At 74.8% G+C, this 14,873-nt stretch carries 13 protein-coding genes; 7 read left to right on the top strand and 6 right to left on the bottom strand.

Going from position 1 to position 14,873, the window contains the following annotated elements:
- Positions 1-2 precede the first annotated feature (2 nt).
- The 4 genes from RM555_RS19630 to RM555_RS19615 are packed head-to-tail and all read left to right on the top strand — an operon-like array spanning position 3 to position 3,524.
- Entirely contained in the window at positions 3-746 is a 744-nt protein-coding gene (locus RM555_RS19630; RefSeq protein WP_311413121.1) for an ABC transporter ATP-binding protein, read from the top strand.
- The gene (locus tag RM555_RS19625; RefSeq protein ID WP_311413120.1) at positions 746-1,510 is read left to right on the top strand and encodes an ABC transporter ATP-binding protein; all 765 of its coding nucleotides are present in this window, start codon (positions 746-748) and stop codon (positions 1,508-1,510) included. The genes RM555_RS19630 and RM555_RS19625 overlap by 1 nt, the downstream gene beginning before the upstream one ends.
- Positions 1,510-2,400, top strand: a complete 891-nt coding sequence (locus RM555_RS19620) for a branched-chain amino acid ABC transporter permease (RefSeq protein ID WP_311413119.1) — start codon at positions 1,510-1,512, stop codon at positions 2,398-2,400. Before RM555_RS19625 ends, RM555_RS19620 begins: the two co-directional genes overlap by 1 nt.
- The gene (locus RM555_RS19615) at positions 2,397-3,524 is read left to right on the top strand and encodes a branched-chain amino acid ABC transporter permease (protein ID WP_311413118.1); all 1,128 of its coding nucleotides are present in this window, start codon (positions 2,397-2,399) and stop codon (positions 3,522-3,524) included. Before RM555_RS19620 ends, RM555_RS19615 begins: the two co-directional genes overlap by 4 nt.
- Before the next feature lie 153 nt (positions 3,525-3,677).
- On the opposite strand, the gene RM555_RS19610 is transcribed toward RM555_RS19615, so the two are convergent.
- Positions 3,678-4,523, bottom strand: a complete 846-nt coding sequence (locus tag RM555_RS19610) for a hypothetical protein (RefSeq protein WP_311413117.1) — start codon at positions 4,521-4,523, stop codon at positions 3,678-3,680.
- Between the two features lie 279 nt (positions 4,524-4,802).
- On the opposite strand from RM555_RS19610, the gene RM555_RS19605 reads away from it, so the two are divergent.
- Both RM555_RS19605 and RM555_RS19600 read left to right on the top strand, forming a co-directional pair.
- Positions 4,803-6,938: a RecQ family ATP-dependent DNA helicase gene (locus RM555_RS19605; RefSeq protein ID WP_311413116.1), complete on the top strand. Its 2,136-nt coding sequence runs from the start codon at positions 4,803-4,805 to the stop codon at positions 6,936-6,938.
- Positions 6,939-7,103: 165 nt separating this feature from the next.
- Complete coding sequence (locus tag RM555_RS19600) at positions 7,104-8,204, top strand: hypothetical protein (RefSeq protein ID WP_311413115.1); 1,101 nt, start codon at positions 7,104-7,106, stop codon at positions 8,202-8,204.
- Positions 8,205-8,255: 51 nt separating this feature from the next.
- Here RM555_RS19600 and RM555_RS19595 read toward each other — a convergent pair whose 3' ends face one another.
- The 3 genes from RM555_RS19595 to RM555_RS19585 form a co-directional block, all read right to left on the bottom strand.
- On the bottom strand, positions 8,256-8,672 hold the full coding sequence (locus RM555_RS19595) for a helix-turn-helix domain-containing protein (RefSeq protein ID WP_311413114.1): 417 nt from the start codon (positions 8,670-8,672) through the stop codon (positions 8,256-8,258).
- Positions 8,673-8,806: 134 nt separating this feature from the next.
- A complete protein-coding gene (locus RM555_RS19590) occupies positions 8,807-10,003 on the bottom strand; it encodes a class I SAM-dependent methyltransferase (protein ID WP_311413113.1) in 1,197 nt (398 codons plus the stop codon).
- 161 nt (positions 10,004-10,164) lie between these two features.
- Positions 10,165-11,841 carry a DEAD/DEAH box helicase gene (locus RM555_RS19585; protein WP_311413112.1) on the bottom strand — a complete coding sequence of 559 codons (1,677 nt, stop codon included), beginning with the start codon at positions 11,839-11,841 and terminating at the stop codon, positions 10,165-10,167.
- Between the two features lie 318 nt (positions 11,842-12,159).
- On the opposite strand from RM555_RS19585, the gene RM555_RS19580 reads away from it, so the two are divergent.
- Positions 12,160-12,813 (top strand): ferritin-like fold-containing protein, encoded by a 654-nt coding sequence (locus tag RM555_RS19580; RefSeq protein WP_311413111.1) that lies wholly within the window; start codon positions 12,160-12,162, stop codon positions 12,811-12,813.
- Between the two features lie 62 nt (positions 12,814-12,875).
- On the opposite strand, the gene RM555_RS19575 is transcribed toward RM555_RS19580, so the two are convergent.
- Both RM555_RS19575 and RM555_RS19570 read right to left on the bottom strand, forming a co-directional pair.
- Positions 12,876-13,103, bottom strand: a complete 228-nt coding sequence (locus RM555_RS19575; protein WP_088960194.1) for a DUF3107 domain-containing protein — start codon at positions 13,101-13,103, stop codon at positions 12,876-12,878.
- 65 nt (positions 13,104-13,168) lie between these two features.
- A complete protein-coding gene (locus tag RM555_RS19570; protein ID WP_132230849.1) occupies positions 13,169-13,807 on the bottom strand; it encodes a TetR/AcrR family transcriptional regulator in 639 nt (212 codons plus the stop codon).
- Positions 13,808-14,873: the final 1,066 nt, after the last annotated feature.

Here is a 14,873-nt window from a genome sequence, read left to right as displayed (position 1 = left end):
AGATGCTCGCCACCCGCGGTCTGACCTGGCGGATCGGTGAGGTCGCCATCGTCGACAGCGTCTACCTCGACCTGGCGCCCGGGGAGTTCCTCGGCGTCATCGGGCCCAACGGCGCCGGCAAGACCTCACTGTTCAACCTGATCACCGGTATCCGCCGGGCCACGGAAGGACGGATCACCCTCGACGGGCAGGACATCGGCTCCCTGCCGCCGCACCAGCGGGCCCGTCTCGGCCTCGGCCGTACCTTCCAGGCAAGCTCGGTCTTCGGCTCGCTCAGCGTGCGGGAGAACGTCCGGCTCGCCGTGCAGGCGCACCGCGGGGGCTCGATGAAGCTGTGGCGGCGGGCGGCGGCCGACCGGGAGGTCGCCGCCGCCGCCGACGCGGCGCTCGACCGGGTCGGCCTCGCCCACCGGGGTACGGCGCTGGCCGGCACCCTCGCCCACGGCGAGAAGCGGAAGCTGGAGATCGCCCTGCTGCTCGCCGGGGAGCCCCGGGTCATGCTGCTCGACGAGCCGATGGCCGGGGTCAGCGCCGAGGACGTGCCCGAGCTGGTCGCGGTGATCCGCTCGCTCACCGGCGACAGCGGCCGGTCGGTGCTGATGGTCGAGCACCACATGGACGTCATCCTGGAACTGGCCGACCGGATCGCCGTGATGCACCACGGCGCGCTGCTGGCCTGCGACACCCCGGAGACGGTGATGGCCAACCCCACCGTGCAAGAGGCCTACCTGGGGGAGTCGCTCTAGTGGAACCCATTCTCAGTGTGGAGAACCTGTCGGTCCGCATCGCCGGGCTGCACATCCTCCAGGGGGTGTCCTTCACGGTCGCCCCGACCGGCGTCACCGTCCTGCTCGGGCGCAACGGCGTGGGCAAGACGACCACGCTGCGCGCGATCGTCGGCCTCACCCCGCCCGCCGGCGAGGTGCGCGGCGCCGTCCGGATGGGCGCCCAGAGCCTGCTGGCCCGGCCCACCCACCGGCTGGTCCGCGGCGGGCTGGGCTACGTGCCCGAGGACCGGTGCGTCTTCGCCGGGCTCACCGTCGCGGAGAACCTCCGGCTCGCCGAGCGGCGGGGCAGCACCCCGGCGTACGACAAGGTGTTCGCGCTCTTCCCGGAGCTGGACCGGCGCGGACGGCAACGGGCCGGCTCGCTCTCCGGCGGGCAGCAGCAGATGCTCGCGATCGGCCGGGTGCTGCTCAACGACAACCGGCTGCTGCTGGTCGACGAGCCGACCAAGGGGCTCGCGCCGAAGGTGGTGACCGAGGTGGCCGAGGTGCTGGAACGGGTCGCCGAATCCGTGCCGGTGCTGCTGGTCGAGCAGAACCTGGCCGTGGTCCGGCGGCTCGCCCGGGACGCGGTCGTGCTGGCCGCCGGCCGGGTCGCCTGGACCGGCGACGCGCAGGAACTGCTGCTGGAGACCGCCCTGACCAAGTCGCTGCTGGGCGTCGGCTCGGCCGAGGGACACCACCCCGCCGGTACGCCGGCCGGCGCACGGAAGGACGAGCACTGATGGACACCGTCATCCTGTTGACGCTGACCGGGCTCGGCCTGGCGGCGCTCTACTTCCTGGTCGCCAGCGGGCTCTCCCTGGTCTTCGGCCTGGCCGACGTGCTCAACTTCGCGCACGGCGTCTTCCTCGGCGTCGGCGCGTACGGGACCTGGTGGGCGGCGGGCAACCTGCCGGGCGCCGGGTCGGACGGCTTCGGCTTCGTGGTCGCGGTCGCCTTCGGGGTGGCCGCCGGCACGCTGGTGGCGGTGCTCGTCGAGCTGGTGCTGATCCGGCCGCTCTACTCCCGCACCATCGAGCAGGTGCTGGTCACCGTCGGCCTTTCGCTGGCCGGCGTGGCGCTGCTCCAGGCGACCTGGGGCGCGGACGCCCGGCCGTTCCCGCGCCCCGAGTGGACCCGGCAGGTCACCGGGATCCTCGGCGCCAACGTGCCCAACGGCGGCCTGCTGCTGATCATCGCCGCGGTGCTGGTGCTCGGCGCGATCCTGGCCTTCCTCCGCTGGACCCGCTACGGCCTGATCATCCGGGCCGGCGTGGAGAACCGGGAGATGGTCACCGCGCTCGGCATCGACGTGCGCAAGGCGTTCACCCTGGTCTTCGCGATCGGCGGGGCGGCGGCGGCGCTGGCCGGCGCGCTCGGCGGCGTCTACTTCGGCACCGTCTCGCCCGGCCAGGGCGGCTCGCTGCTGATCTTCGCGTTCATCGTGGTGGTCATCGGCGGAATGGGCTCGGTGATCGGGTCCGCGTACGCGGCCGTCGCCGTCGGCCTGACCCAACAGTTCGTCAACTACTACGGCACCTCCGGGCTGGGCGACATCTGCGTGGTCGCGCTGCTGGCCGTGGTGCTGCTGCTGCGCCCGCAGGGCATCGCCGGAAAGGTGGCAACGGCATGACCGAGGTCAAGAGCCCCGAGGTGCCGGCGCCGCCGGCCGCCGTGCCCGACGAGCTGACGCCGGGGCGCCGACGGTGGCACGGGCTGCGCCCGTACCTGCCGCTGGTCGCGCTGGTGGTCGCGCTGATCCTGCCGTACTCGACGCTGCACCTGCCGGGGATCTTCGAGGGGGCGCTGAACTCCCCGGGCACCCTGCAACTGCTCGCCGTCTGCCTGGTCTTCGGCGGCCTGGCGGCCGGGTACGACCTGCTCTTCGGGCGGACCGGGATGCTCTCCTTCGGGCACGCCCTCTACTTCGCCGCCGGCGTCTACGGCACCGACATCCTCGTCACCAAGGCGGGGCTGCCGCTGTGGCAGGCCGCGCTGCTCGCGACCACCGGCGGGACGATCCTCGCCGCGCTGCTCGGCGCGGTGGCGCTGCGTACCGTCGGCATCGCGTTCGCCATGGTGACGCTCGCCTTCGCCCAGGTCGGGGCGATCCTGGTGGCCCGCGACTTCGGCGGGCTCACCGGCGGCGAGGAAGGGCTGCCGCTGGACGTCTCCGGGCTGCCCGAGGGGCTGGTCGGGGTCACCAACACCGTCAACCTCTACTGGCTGGCGCTGGCGTACCTGGTCGTGGTGGTCTTCGTGGTGCACCGGGTCTCCGGCTCGCCGACCGGGCGGGTGCTCGCCGGCCTGCGCGACGACGAGCGGCGGATCGGGGTGCTCGGGCTCGACCCGTACCGGTTCAAGCTGGTGGCGTTCACCCTGGCCGGCGGACTGGCGGCGGCCGGGGGCGCGGTCTACGTCCTGATCGTCGGCGGCGCCTCGCCGCACATCACCTCCTCCGAGTGGACCCTGGCGCTGCTGGTCATGGTGGTGCTCGGCGGGCCGGGCACCCGGTGGGGCCCGGTGATCGGCGGGATCCTCTACATGTACCTGGACCACCGGCTGGTCGCGTTCGGCACGTCCGACGCGGTGGAGGCCCTGCCGGCGTTCCTGAGCAACCCGCTGTCGCAGCCGCTCTTCGTGCTCGGCACGGTCTTCATCCTGGCCGTCTACTTCTTCCCCGGCGGCCTGGCCAGCCTCGCCCCGCGCCTGGCACTCCTGAAGCACTCCCTGCGCACCCCGTCCCGCCGCCCCTGACGGCGCGGGCCCAGGCCCGCCGATGACGCAGCCGCCGCCGCCCGGCGCCGGCTCGTCATCGGCGGGGCCTGCACGTGGACGGGGACCGACGGCCCGCGGGAGTCGGGGCCGCGGCCCTCTCGTGCGACCGCGGCCCCTTCCTGTCCTCGTACGTCAGCTGTTCAGCAGCTCGTATGCCGACGCCGGAGCCTTCTGCGCCTGGCTGCCCGTCGGCACGGTGACCTTCGGGGCCTTGCCGAAGTCGAAGTACTTCACCACGTACTTCGTGGCCTTGAGCTTGCCGACCGCCGGGATCTCCAGGGTCAGCGAGGTGAGGTTCCCGTCCGCCCCGACGACGGCCGTGAACGGGATCGTCTTCGCCGCGGCGCCCAGCGCGTCGACGTCCACGGCGTCGGCCATGGCCTGGCGCACGTGCTCGCCGTGGGTCAGGTCCACGGTCCCGGTGTAGGTCCCGCCGCCCTGGTCCGTCACGGTGTCTCCCATCGCCCCGAGGATCGCGCCGGTGTTGCCCGGGTCGGCACCCTCGTAGTAGGGCACGCTGGCCGGGTCGGTCAGCTTCGCGTGGTCCAGCTCCATCCACTTCTTCGGCAGCTTGAGCATGCTGCTGAGCTCCTCGGCGCCGTCGAAGCTCACCTTCATCCAGGAGCGCTGCTCGATCAGGCGGAAGGAGAGCTTCATCGTGAAGTCGAGCTCCTTGTCCTTCTCGGTCACGGTGAGGTCCATGCCCTTGCCCGCCGGGTCCACCACGCCGGTGACGACGCCGGTCGGGTCGCTGCCGCTGAACCGGAAGGCCGGGTCCTCCTCGTCCGGCACCGCCGCCAGGAGCGTGCTCTTCGGGTTGGCCGACGGGGACGCCGACGGGACCGGCGAGGAGGCCGCCGGGGCGTCCTGGGCGTCGTCGTTGCCACACCCGGCCACCAGGGAGGTCGCGGCCACCAGGGAGACGGCTGCCGCCGCGACCCGCCGGACCCTGCCGGCGCGGCCGGTCTGCTGCGTCATTCGCATGATTCTCTTTCCTAGCTGGACAGTTGCCGCCGCAGATCTTGGCACGCGCCCGTGCCGCCGCGTTGGCCCTGAGGGCCCGCCCGGCCGTCCGTGCGGTCGTCCGGCACGCCGTCGACCGGGCCGAGCGTGGTGGTGACGCGGGCCCCCGGCTGCACCGGTGGCCGACCCGCACGCGGACCGTCCCCGTCCGAGGGCGTTCGGGCGCCGTGCCCCCGGACGGTCCGCCGTCTCGCGGAAGCGGGCAACGTCCGCCGGAGCTGGTAGAAATGCCGGATGAGCCAGGATCGGACGGCGGTACGGGAGCGGGCCGAGGCGGTGCTGCGGCGGTTGGCCGGCGAGCACGCCCGGCTCCGGGAGGACCAGTGGCGGGCGATCGAGGCGCTGGTGGTCGACCGTCGTCGGGTCCTCTGCGTGCAGCGCACCGGGTGGGGCAAGTCGGCGGTCTACTTCGTGGCCACCGCCCTGCTGCGGGACCGGGAGGCGGCCGGCGCAGAAGGCGTCGCCGGGCCCACCGTGATCGTCTCGCCGCTGCTGGCGCTCATGCGCAACCAGGTCGAGTCGGCGGCCCGGGCCGGCATCCGGGCGCGCACGATCAACTCCGCCAACCTCGACGAGTGGGACGAGATCACCGCCGAGATCCACGCCGGCGCCGTGGATGTGCTGCTGATCAGCCCGGAGCGGCTCAACAATCCGGACTTCCGGGACACCGTGCTGCCGAAGCTGGCCGCCACCACCGGCCTGCTGGTGGTCGACGAGGCGCACTGCGTCTCCGACTGGGGGCACGACTTCCGGCCGGACTACCGCCGGCTGCGTACGTTCCTGGGCAACCTGCCCGAGCGCACCCCGGTGCTGGCCACCACGGCCACCGCCAACGCCCGGGTCACCGCCGACGTGGCGGAGCAGTTGGGCGACGCCCTCGTGCTGCGCGGCAGCCTGGACCGGGAGTCGCTGCGCCTCGGCGTGGTCGAGCTGCCGAGCCCGGCACACCGGCTGGGCTGGCTCGCCGACCGCCTGGACCGGCTCCCCGGCTCGGGCATCGTCTACACGCTGACGGTCGCCGCGGCGGGGGAGACCGCCGAGTTCCTGCGTTCCCGGGGCTACGCCGTCGCCTCCTACACGGGGCAGGCCGAGGACGCCGACCGGCGGGCCGCCGAGCAGGACCTGCTGGACAACAAGATCAAGGCGCTCGTCGCCACGAGCGCGCTGGGCATGGGCTTCGACAAGCCCGACCTCGGCTTCGTCGTGCACCTCGGCGCGCCGCCGTCCCCGATCGCGTACTACCAGCAGGTCGGCCGTGCCGGCCGCGCCGTCGCGCACGCCGAGGTGCTGCTGCTGCCCGGCACCGAGGACGCCGCGATCTGGCGCTACTTCGCCTCGCTCGCCTTCCCGCCCGAGGCGCAGGTCCGCGCCGTCCTGGCCGCCCTGCACACCGACCGTCCGCTCTCCACCCAGGCCCTCGAACCGATCGTCGACCTGCGCCGGGCCCGGCTGGAGCTGATGCTCAAGGTGCTCGACGTCGACGGCGCGGTCCGCCGGGTGCGCGGCGGCTGGCTCGCCACCGGGGAGCCCTGGGTCTACGACGAGGCCCGGTTGCGCCGCGTCGCCGAGGCGCGCACCGCCGAGCAGCAGGCCATGCGGGAGTACGCGAGCACCGCCGACTGCCGGCTGCGCTACCTGCGCGAGTGCCTGGACGACGCCGGGGCCGCCGACTGCGGCCGCTGTGACCGTTGCGCCGGCCCGCTGTTCACGGCCGACGTGTCGGACGTGGCGCTGAGCGCCGCGCAGACCTTCCTCGGCCGGCCGGGGGTGGAGATCACGCCGAAGAAGCTCTGGCCGACGGGGCTGGAGGCGGTCGGCGTACCGCTGAAGGGGCGGATCGCCCCGGCGGAGCAGGCGCTGCCGGGGCGCGCGGTGGGGCGGCTCTCCGACCTGGGGTGGGGCGGCCGGCTGCGCGACCTGGTCGGGCCGGAGGCGGCGGACGTGGCCGTACCCGACGACGTGGCCGCCGCCGTGGTCGAGGTGTTGAAGGCGTGGGCGCACGGCGACGAGCGGTGGCCGCGCCGCCCGGTCGGGGTGGTCGCGGTCGGCTCGCGCCGCCGGCCCCGGCTGGTCGGCTCGCTCGCCGAGCGGATCGCCGCCGTGGGCCGGCTGCCGCTGCTCGGCCAGGTGACGCCGACCGGCGCGCCGGCCGGCGGCCCGCGCGGCAACAGCGCCCAGCGGGTACGCGCCCTGCACGGCGCCTTCGCCGTGCCGGAGGACCTGGCCGCCGCCCTCGCCGGGCTCGACGGGCCCGTGCTCCTCGTCGACGACCTGGTCGACTCGGGCTGGACGATGACGATGGCCGCCCGGGAGCTACGCCGGGCCGGCGCCCCCGACGTGCTCCCGCTCGCCCTGGCCGTGGCGGGCTGAGCGTCCGGCGCCGCCCGCCCACCGCCGGCTGCCCGCCCACCGCCCGGCGTCGTGTCCGGACCGGTCGGGACAGTTCCCGGTGGGGGCGGACTGCGACCGTCGCCACGCCGCGCCACCGGCGGGCCGGCGCGGTGCCGACGGGCGGTAGCGTGGGCGGCATGACCGATGAGCAGCCCGTTCGCGACCGGGACGGCGGCGGTGCCTGACCAGGTGTCGGCCGCGCCGGAGCACGCCTCGGCCGCGCCGGAGCACGTGCCGACCGCGCCCGACGGCGGGCCGACCGCGCCGGACCAGGCGCCGGTCGCGTCCGACGGCGCGCCGGTCTCGCCGGAGCAGGCGTCCGCCGGGCCGGAGCACGTGTCGGCCGTGCCGGACCGCGGCACCGTCCGGCTGGCGCTGGTCGTCGGCGGGTTGGTGCTCGCCGTCCTGCTCGGCTTCGGCCTCGGTCGGCTGAACGGCGGCGGCCCGTCCGCGGCGGCGGGACCGGACAGCGCCCTCACCGGCCACAGCCACCCGCCGGGCACGGGCGCCCACGAGCACGGCGTCGACCAGGCCGCGGCGGCGCAGGCCGCCGGTCTCTCGATCAGCTCGGCGGGCTACACGCTCACCCCCCTGACCGCCACGTTCACCGCCGGCCGCGCGGGCGAGCTGCGCTTCCTGGTCCGGGACGCGCAACGCCGCCCGGTGACCCGGTTCGCGGTCGTGCACGAGAAGCCGATGCACCTCATCGTGGTACGTCGGGACCTGACCGGCTACCAGCACCTGCACCCCACGATGGCGGCCGACGGCACCTGGTCGGTGCCGCTGGCCCTGCCGCAGCCGGGCGTCTGGCGGGCGTACGCCGACTTCACCGCGCTCGCCGACGACGGCCGGCAGACCGCCGTGACCCTCGGGGTGGACCTGACCGCGCCGGGCGGCTACCAGCCGAGGCCGCTGCCGGCGCCGGCGTCCTCGGCCACGGTCGACGGCTTCACCGTCAGCCACCAGGGGACCCCGCAGGCCGGCGTGACCGTGCCGCTGACCTTCCGTGTCGACTCGGCCGGCGGGCCCTCGGCGCTGGAGCGTTACCTCGGCGCGTACGGACACCTGGTCGCCCTGCGCGAGGGGGATCTCGGCTACCTGCACGTCCACCCCGAGCCGCAGCCGGTCGACGGGGCGGTGACGTTCTGGGTGACCACGCCCGACCCGGGCCGTTACCGGCTCTACCTGGACTTCCAGGTCGCCGGCGTGGTGCGCACCGCCGAGTTCACGCTCACGGTGCCCTGACCTCGCGGATGCCGCCCGAAGCCGGGTGAGGCACGTTTCCGCTGGTGGTGCTCAGCCGGCGCGGCGGATGGGGCGGCGGGCCAGGTAGCGCAGCAGGTCGCGGATGTGGTGCTTCTCCTCGGCCGGCACGGTGGGGTCGGCGAGCCGTTGCAGGATCACCCGGACGTCCGCCTCGACCGGGCCGTCGTCGACGCGCCGGCGGGGCGTGGGACCGGCGTCGGGCAGGCCGAGCGCGCGGAACGCGGCCGCGACCGGCAGGTCCAGCGCGGCGCAGAAGCCGCGCACCTTGGCCAGCTCGGGGTAGTCCTGCCAGTCTCCGGCGAGCCAACGGAACACGGTCGACCGACCGACGCCGGTGTGGGACGCCAGGTCGGTGACGGTCCAGCCGCGTTCCTCGCGGGCGTCGTCGATGGCGCGCCGTACGAAACGTGCGAAGGCCATCTGTGGAGAAACCTCTACGGAACCCATCCCTGCGGGTCTTCCCTCCCGACCGGCACCCGGCGGTGCGACTCCGAGGGTAGTACGGAAAGGCAGGGAAACAGTTGACTGATCGACCAGACCGTCTCGTGAGCGGGACTCCGTACCCTGCGGAATGGCGTGGATCACACGCGGCTGGCGGTCTCCGTGACCGCCCGACCACGCTCGTCCGGCGCGGGCACCGGCGGCAGCAGCGCCGACAGCCGTGGGGTGACCGCCCACTGGTCGACGAGTTCCCGGTACTCCGTCCGCTGGGCGGCGGTGGGCGCGGTGCCGGTGCGTCGTGCCCGGATGAGCAGGTTGCGCGGGGTGTGCCGGGAGTCGACGAACTCCACCACCTCGGCCCGGTAGCCGTGCAGCCGGAGCAGCCCGGCGCGCAGCGCGTCGGTGAGGACGTCCGCGAAGCGCTCCCGGAGGATGCCCTGCCGGGTCAGCAGCTCGTACGGGGCCGGGGCCGGCCGCGCCCGCAGCTGGGCCGCGACGTCGTGGTGGCAGCACGGCGCGGCGAGCACCCAGCGGGCCTGCCAGCGCACCGCCCGGGCCAGCGCCTCGTCGGTGGCGGTGTCACAGGCGTGCAGGGCCAGCACCAGGTCGGGGGCGGGTTCCACGACGGCGTCGGCGATCGTGCCGGCCACGAAGCTGACCCGGTCGGCCCAGCCCAGCCGCTCGGCCAGCTCGGTGTTGCGTCGCCGCTGGTCCTCCCGGACGTCCACGCCGACCAGCTCGACGTCGACCCCCCGCTGCGCCAGCCACCGGTACGCGGCGAAGGTCAGGTACGCGTTGCCGCAGCCCAGGTCGACCACCCGCAGCGGACCGGTCAGGTCGTCCGGGAGGGTCGCCGCCAGCGCCCGCAGGAACGCGTCGACCTGCCGCCGCTTCGCCGCCGAGCCGCCGATCTCGGCGAAGATCGGGTCACCGGGGTCGAGCAGGTACTCCTTCGCCCGGTCGTGCCCACCCGGCTCGGCGGCGGGCCGGGCCGCGGTGGCCCGGTGCACCTGCGCCTCGCCGGACTTGGTGACCCGCAGTTGGAGCGTCGCGTCGGCCGTCTCCACGTGCCAGTTGCCGAACGGCTCGGCCAGCAGCGCGTCCACCGCCGCGTCCGCCTCCGGGCCGGGGGCCACGTTTCGGGTGTACGGGCGGGAGCCGTCGGAGGTGGAGATCTGCAACCGGGGGCCCGCCTTGAGCGCGACCGGCCGCAGTTCGGCGCGGACCATCGAGGGGCGGTGTCCACGCCGGCGCCCGGCGGCCACCGCACGGGTGAGCGCCGGGTCGAGCAGCAGTGCCCGGACCTCGGTCAGGGCGGCGTCCAGTGGTTCGGGCATTGCTCCATCTTCCTCGTCGACCGGCGGTCTGCCCGGCGCGCGTCCCGGCGGGGGCTCGCCGGTGGTGTCGCGTCCGCCCAGCCCGCGGGTCACGGCCCGGACGAGGAGATCCCCCGGCACCGGGTGCACCGGTCCGGGGGATCTCGGGTGACGTACGTCGGTCAGTCGGCGGTCGCCTCGGCCGGCGTACCGGCGGCGGAGCCACCACCACGACGGCGCCGGCGGCGGCGGGGCTTCGCGGCCTCGCCCTCGGCGGCGGCCGGGGCGTCGGTGGCCTCGGCGGTGATCACCGTGGTCGGCTCGCCCGCGACGGTCTCGCCGGCGCGGCGACGCCGACGGCGACGCGGGACGCGGGGACCCTCCTCGTCGGCGGTGTCGGCCGGCGCGTCGGCCTCGGGCGCGCTGGTCGCAGCGCCGGCGCGGCCCGAGCGGCGCTCGCCGCGACCACGGCCCTCGCCACGCTCGCCACGGCCCTCGCCGCGCCGGGCGCCCCGGCCGCCCTCACCCCGGCGGGACCGTCCGCCGCCGAGGTCCTCCTCGACCTCGGCCGACAGCCCGGCGCGGGTGCGCTCGGCGGTCGGCAGGGTGCCGCTGACGTCGGTGGGGATGTGCAGGTCCGTGTAGAGGTGCGGGGACGTGTGGTACGTCTCCGCGGGCTCCGGCTTGTCCAGGCCCAGCGTCTTGTCGATGATCCGCCAGCGGGGCATGTCGTCCCAGTCGACAAAGGTCACCGCGACGCCCGTCGCCCCGGCCCGGCCGGTACGACCGATCCGGTGGGTGTACGTGTCCTGGTCCTCGGGGCAGTCGTAGTTGATGACGTGGGTGACGCCGCTGACGTCGATGCCCCGGGCGGCCACGTCCGTGGCGACCAGGGTGTCGATCTTGCCGGCGCGGAACGCCCGCAGCGCCCGCTCGCGCGCGCCCTGCCCGAGGTCACCGTGCACGGCGGCGACCGCGAAGCCACGGAAGTCGAGGTCCTCGGCGACCCGGTCGGCGGCCCGCTTGGTGCGGGTGAAGATCATGGTCAGCCCGCGCCCCTCGGCCTGGAGGATCCGGGCCACGATCTCGACCTTGTTCATCGAGTGGGTGCGGTAGGCCAGCTGCTCGGTCTGCGGCGACGGGCCGGTCTCGGCGGTGTGCCCGGCGTGGATCGTCATCGGCTGGCGCAGGAAGCGCCGGGAGAGGGTGACGATCGGGTCCGGCATGGTCGCCGAGAAGAGCATGGTCTGCCGGTCCTCCGGCAGCATCGCCAGGATCTTCTCGACGTCGTCGAGGAAGCCCAGGTCGAGCATCCGGTCGGCCTCGTCCAGCACCAGCGCGCGGACCCGGTCCAGCCGCAGGTGCTTCTGCTTCTGCAGGTCCATCAGGCGGCCGGGGGTGCCGACCAGGATCTCCACGCCCTTGCGCAGCGCGTCGATCTGCGGCTCGTACGCCACGCCACCGTAGATCGGCAGCACGCGCACGCCCCGGGTCTTGCCCGCGGCGGCGAGGTCCTTGGCCACCTGGATGCCCAGCTCACGGGTGGGCACGACGACCAGTGCCTGCGGCACGCCGTCGCTGCCCTCGCCCGGCGCGAAGACCCGCTCCAGCAGCGGTACGCCGAAGCCGAGGGTCTTGCCGGTGCCGGTGGGCGCCTGGCCGATCATGTCGACGCCGCGCATCGCGATCGGGATCGCGTACTCCTGGATGGCGAAGGCGCGGGTGATGCCGGCCGCGGCCAGCGCGTCGACGGTCTCCTGACGCGCGCCCAGCTCGGCGAAGGTGGGTGCCTCCGGGCGCACCGGAGCGGTGGCGGCCAGTTCCTGGCCGTCCGTCAGGTCTTGAGTCAGCTCGCTCATATGGATTTGGGGGTGCCCTCTCGTGGGTGCGCCCCGGCATGTCCGTCAGGGCGCGTTCGGTGTGGCGCGGGCCACACGGTCGGCGGCTGAATGCCTCTGCCGGACCGGGCCGCACGCGCGCCGCGGGCCTCACACTTCGACCGGACCGGCTGATCGCTCGGATCAACCTGGGTCAGGTCGGCGCCCGCGGCAACTGCTCCATGCTACCTGAACCGACCCGGAGTCGTCCCGATTCCATCCGCACGCGCCACGCCGGGGGCCACCTGTGTGACCTGTGTCACTTCTGGCCGGTTTGCCGGCGGGCGGTAGCCTGCGCTCGTGCCCGCGACCGATCTGCCCGACCGCGCCGTCGTCGACCTGCTCGGCCTGGTGGCCTTCGGTGAGCTGCTCGCCTTCGAACGGATGGCCGTCGACGCCCGGCTCGCCCCCGACCTGCGCCGGCGGGCGGCGCTGGGCGAGATGGCCGCCGCCGAGATCGGCAACTACCGGCGGCTGGCCGACCGGCTCGCCGCGCTCGGCGTGCTGCCCGACGACGCCATGGCGCCGTACGTCGAGCCGCTCCAGGCGTACCACGACTCGACCGAGCCGAGGGACTGGGCGGAGGCGGTGACGAAGGCGTACGTGGGCGACGCCATCACCGACGACTTCATCCGGGAGATCGCCGCGGCCCTCGCCGAGCCGGACCGTCAGCTCGTCCTCGACGTGCTGCACGACTCGTCGTACGCCGACTTCGCCGTCGCCGAGATCCGGGCGGCCGTCGAGGCCGATCCGAAGGTGGCCGGCCGGCTCTCGATGTGGGCGCGGCGACTGGTCGGCGAGGCACTGTCACAGGCCGGCCGGGTGGCCGCCGCCGAACGGGGGGCGCTCACCGCGCTCGTCGCACAGAGCGGGCGGGTGGACGTGCCGGGGCTGTTCGGGCGGCTGACCGCGGCGCACGCCGCGCGGATGGCCGCCGCCGGGCTGAACAACTGACCGCGAACCGGGCGTCCGCGACGGGCGATCGTCGGGTCACCCGTCGCGGCCGACCGGACCACTCAGCGGACGGTGAACCCGACCGCGCGCGGCGACGCCTCGGCGATCTCGACGTAGGCGACCTTGTTGACCGGCACGATCACCCGCCGGCCCTTCTCGTCGGTCAGGGAGAGGGTGCCCTCGTCCTTGCCGAAGGCGTCGGTCACGATCTGCTCGATCTCGGCCGGCGACTGCGCGCTCTCCAGGACCAGCTCGCGGGGCGCGTACTGCACGCCGATCTTGACCTCCACTGTGCCTCCTCATTCGGGCGAAAGAGCCGCCGTTGGGAAGGCTATCCGATCTCGGGGCCGGATGTTCAGGCTGACTCACCTTGCAGCGGGAAGCTGGCGATGCCCCGCCAGGAGAGCGCCGCGACCAGTGCTTCCGCCTCGGCCTTGGGCAGCTGCCGGCCACGGGCCAGCCAGAACTGCGCGGCGGTCTCGGCCGCGCCGACCAGGCCGGAGGCGAGCAGTTCGGCGTGCGCCCGGCTGATCCCGGTGTCGGAGATGATGGTGTCGGTGATCGCCGCGATGCAGCCCTGCTCCACCCGCTCGACGCGCTGGCGCACCGCCGGGTCGTTGCGCAGGTCCGACTCGAAGACGAGGCGGAACGCCTCGCTCTCGTGGTCGACGAAGTCGAAGTACGCCCGCACCGACGCGCCGACGCGCTCCTTGTTGTCGTTGGTGCCGCGCATGGCGTCGTCGACCTTCGCGAGGATCGCGTCGCAGTGCGTGTCCAGCAGGGCGAGGTAGAGGTCCATCTTGCCGGGGAAGTGCTGGTAGAGCACGGGCTTGGAGACTCCCGCCCGCTCGGCGATGTCATCCATCGCGGCCGCGTGGTAGCCCTGGGCGACGAACACCTCCTGGGCCGCCGCGAGCAGCTGCTTGCGGCGCGCGGAACGGGGCAGGCGGGTGGGCCGGCCGGCGGTCTGGGCACCGTTCCCCACAGCGGTCATGGGAACCTCCGAGTCTCTTCGTACGAGCCGGCAATTCACCCGAACCGGTCGGGGCCCGGGGACCCGTCGCGGAATTGGCCCGCCGCTGTAACTTATCGCCACTGTCACCACACGGTAGCCTCAGCGGGGGCGACCAAGGAGTGCGCGGTGAGTGAAACAGGGCAACCCGGTGCCGCCAACCCGGGGGAGCACGGCGACGGGACGGGTCCGCAGGACGACCTGGCCCGTTCCGGCAACGGGTGGGCGCCCCCGGCGGCCAGTTGGTCCCGGGGCGGGGAGATCTCCGGCCCCCGCGAGCCGGCCTCGCCATGGGGTCCGCCCGAGCCGTCCCCCGGTTGGGCCGCCTCGTCCCCGCAGCACGGCGACCTGCCGCCACCGCTGCCCGGCCCGCCGGCCGCGACCGAGCCGCCGGCCCGGGTCAACGGCCACCACGCCAACGGCGTCGACCACGCCGCCGACGACGCGCCGGTCGACCGCCAGGTCCCGGTGAGCGCCCCGCCCGGCATCCTCGGCGACCAGCGCCGCGACCCGGGCAACGACCGGCTGGTGGTGCCCGCACAGCGCCCGGCGCCGTCGGCCGAGCAGCCGCCCGGGACGCAGCACGGGTTCACCGACCCCGAGGCGCGTCCGGTCCGGCGCTCCGCCGAGGACCCGCCGGCCGGCCGCCAGAACCGCTGGTCGGAGCCGGGGCTGCCGACCTCTGCGCCCCCCGCCGTCCAGGTCCCGCCGGTGGGCACCGCCGCCAGCGGCTTCGAGGTGCCGCCCGGCTTCCACGCGCCGACGGCCGACCGTGCCGCCGCCGACGAGCCCCCGTCGGCCGCAGGCCCGACGCGCGGCTGGAGCGACCACTACGCGCCGGGGCCGTCGGCACCCGATCCGCGCCGCTTCCCGCCGCCCACCGAGCGCCCGCCCACCGAGCGCGCGGTCGATGCCGCGCCCGCCACCGGCGACCGCGCGACGGCCGGCGATCGCGCGACGGCCGGCGATCGGCTCGCCGGCGTCGACCGCGCGCTGGGCGCGGACCGCGCCTTCCGCGAGGACCGGGACGCCGACCCGGTCGCCGCCG

This window comes from Micromonospora reichwaldensis (genome assembly GCF_031845925.1).
Taxonomy (GTDB): Bacteria; Actinomycetota; Actinomycetes; order Mycobacteriales; family Micromonosporaceae; genus Micromonospora; species Micromonospora reichwaldensis.
The sequence above is the reverse complement of the archived record's forward strand: the minus strand, read 5'-3'. Positions and strand labels throughout refer to the sequence as shown.

Excerpts from the sequence above, each read along its gene's own strand:
- RM555_RS19605 (WP_311413116.1), top strand. The coding sequence starts at position 4,803 with ATGAGCCAGGATCGGACGGCGGTACGGGAGCGGGCCGAGGCGGTGCTG.
- RM555_RS19630 (WP_311413121.1), top strand. The coding sequence starts at position 3 with ATGCTCGCCACCCGCGGTCTGACCTGGCGGATCGGTGAGGTCGCCATC.
- RM555_RS19620 (WP_311413119.1), top strand. The coding sequence starts at position 1,510 with ATGGACACCGTCATCCTGTTGACGCTGACCGGGCTCGGCCTGGCGGCG.
- RM555_RS19585 (WP_311413112.1), bottom strand. The coding sequence starts at position 11,841 with ATGAGCGAGCTGACTCAAGACCTGACGGACGGCCAGGAACTGGCCGCC.
- RM555_RS19610 (WP_311413117.1), bottom strand. The coding sequence starts at position 4,523 with ATGACGCAGCAGACCGGCCGCGCCGGCAGGGTCCGGCGGGTCGCGGCG.
- RM555_RS19615 (WP_311413118.1), top strand. The coding sequence starts at position 2,397 with ATGACCGAGGTCAAGAGCCCCGAGGTGCCGGCGCCGCCGGCCGCCGTG.
- RM555_RS19595 (WP_311413114.1), bottom strand. The coding sequence starts at position 8,672 with ATGGGTTCCGTAGAGGTTTCTCCACAGATGGCCTTCGCACGTTTCGTA.
- RM555_RS19600 (WP_311413115.1), top strand. The coding sequence starts at position 7,104 with ATGAGCAGCCCGTTCGCGACCGGGACGGCGGCGGTGCCTGACCAGGTG.
- RM555_RS19570 (WP_132230849.1), bottom strand. The coding sequence starts at position 13,807 with ATGACCGCTGTGGGGAACGGTGCCCAGACCGCCGGCCGGCCCACCCGC.
- RM555_RS19590 (WP_311413113.1), bottom strand. The coding sequence starts at position 10,003 with ATGCCCGAACCACTGGACGCCGCCCTGACCGAGGTCCGGGCACTGCTG.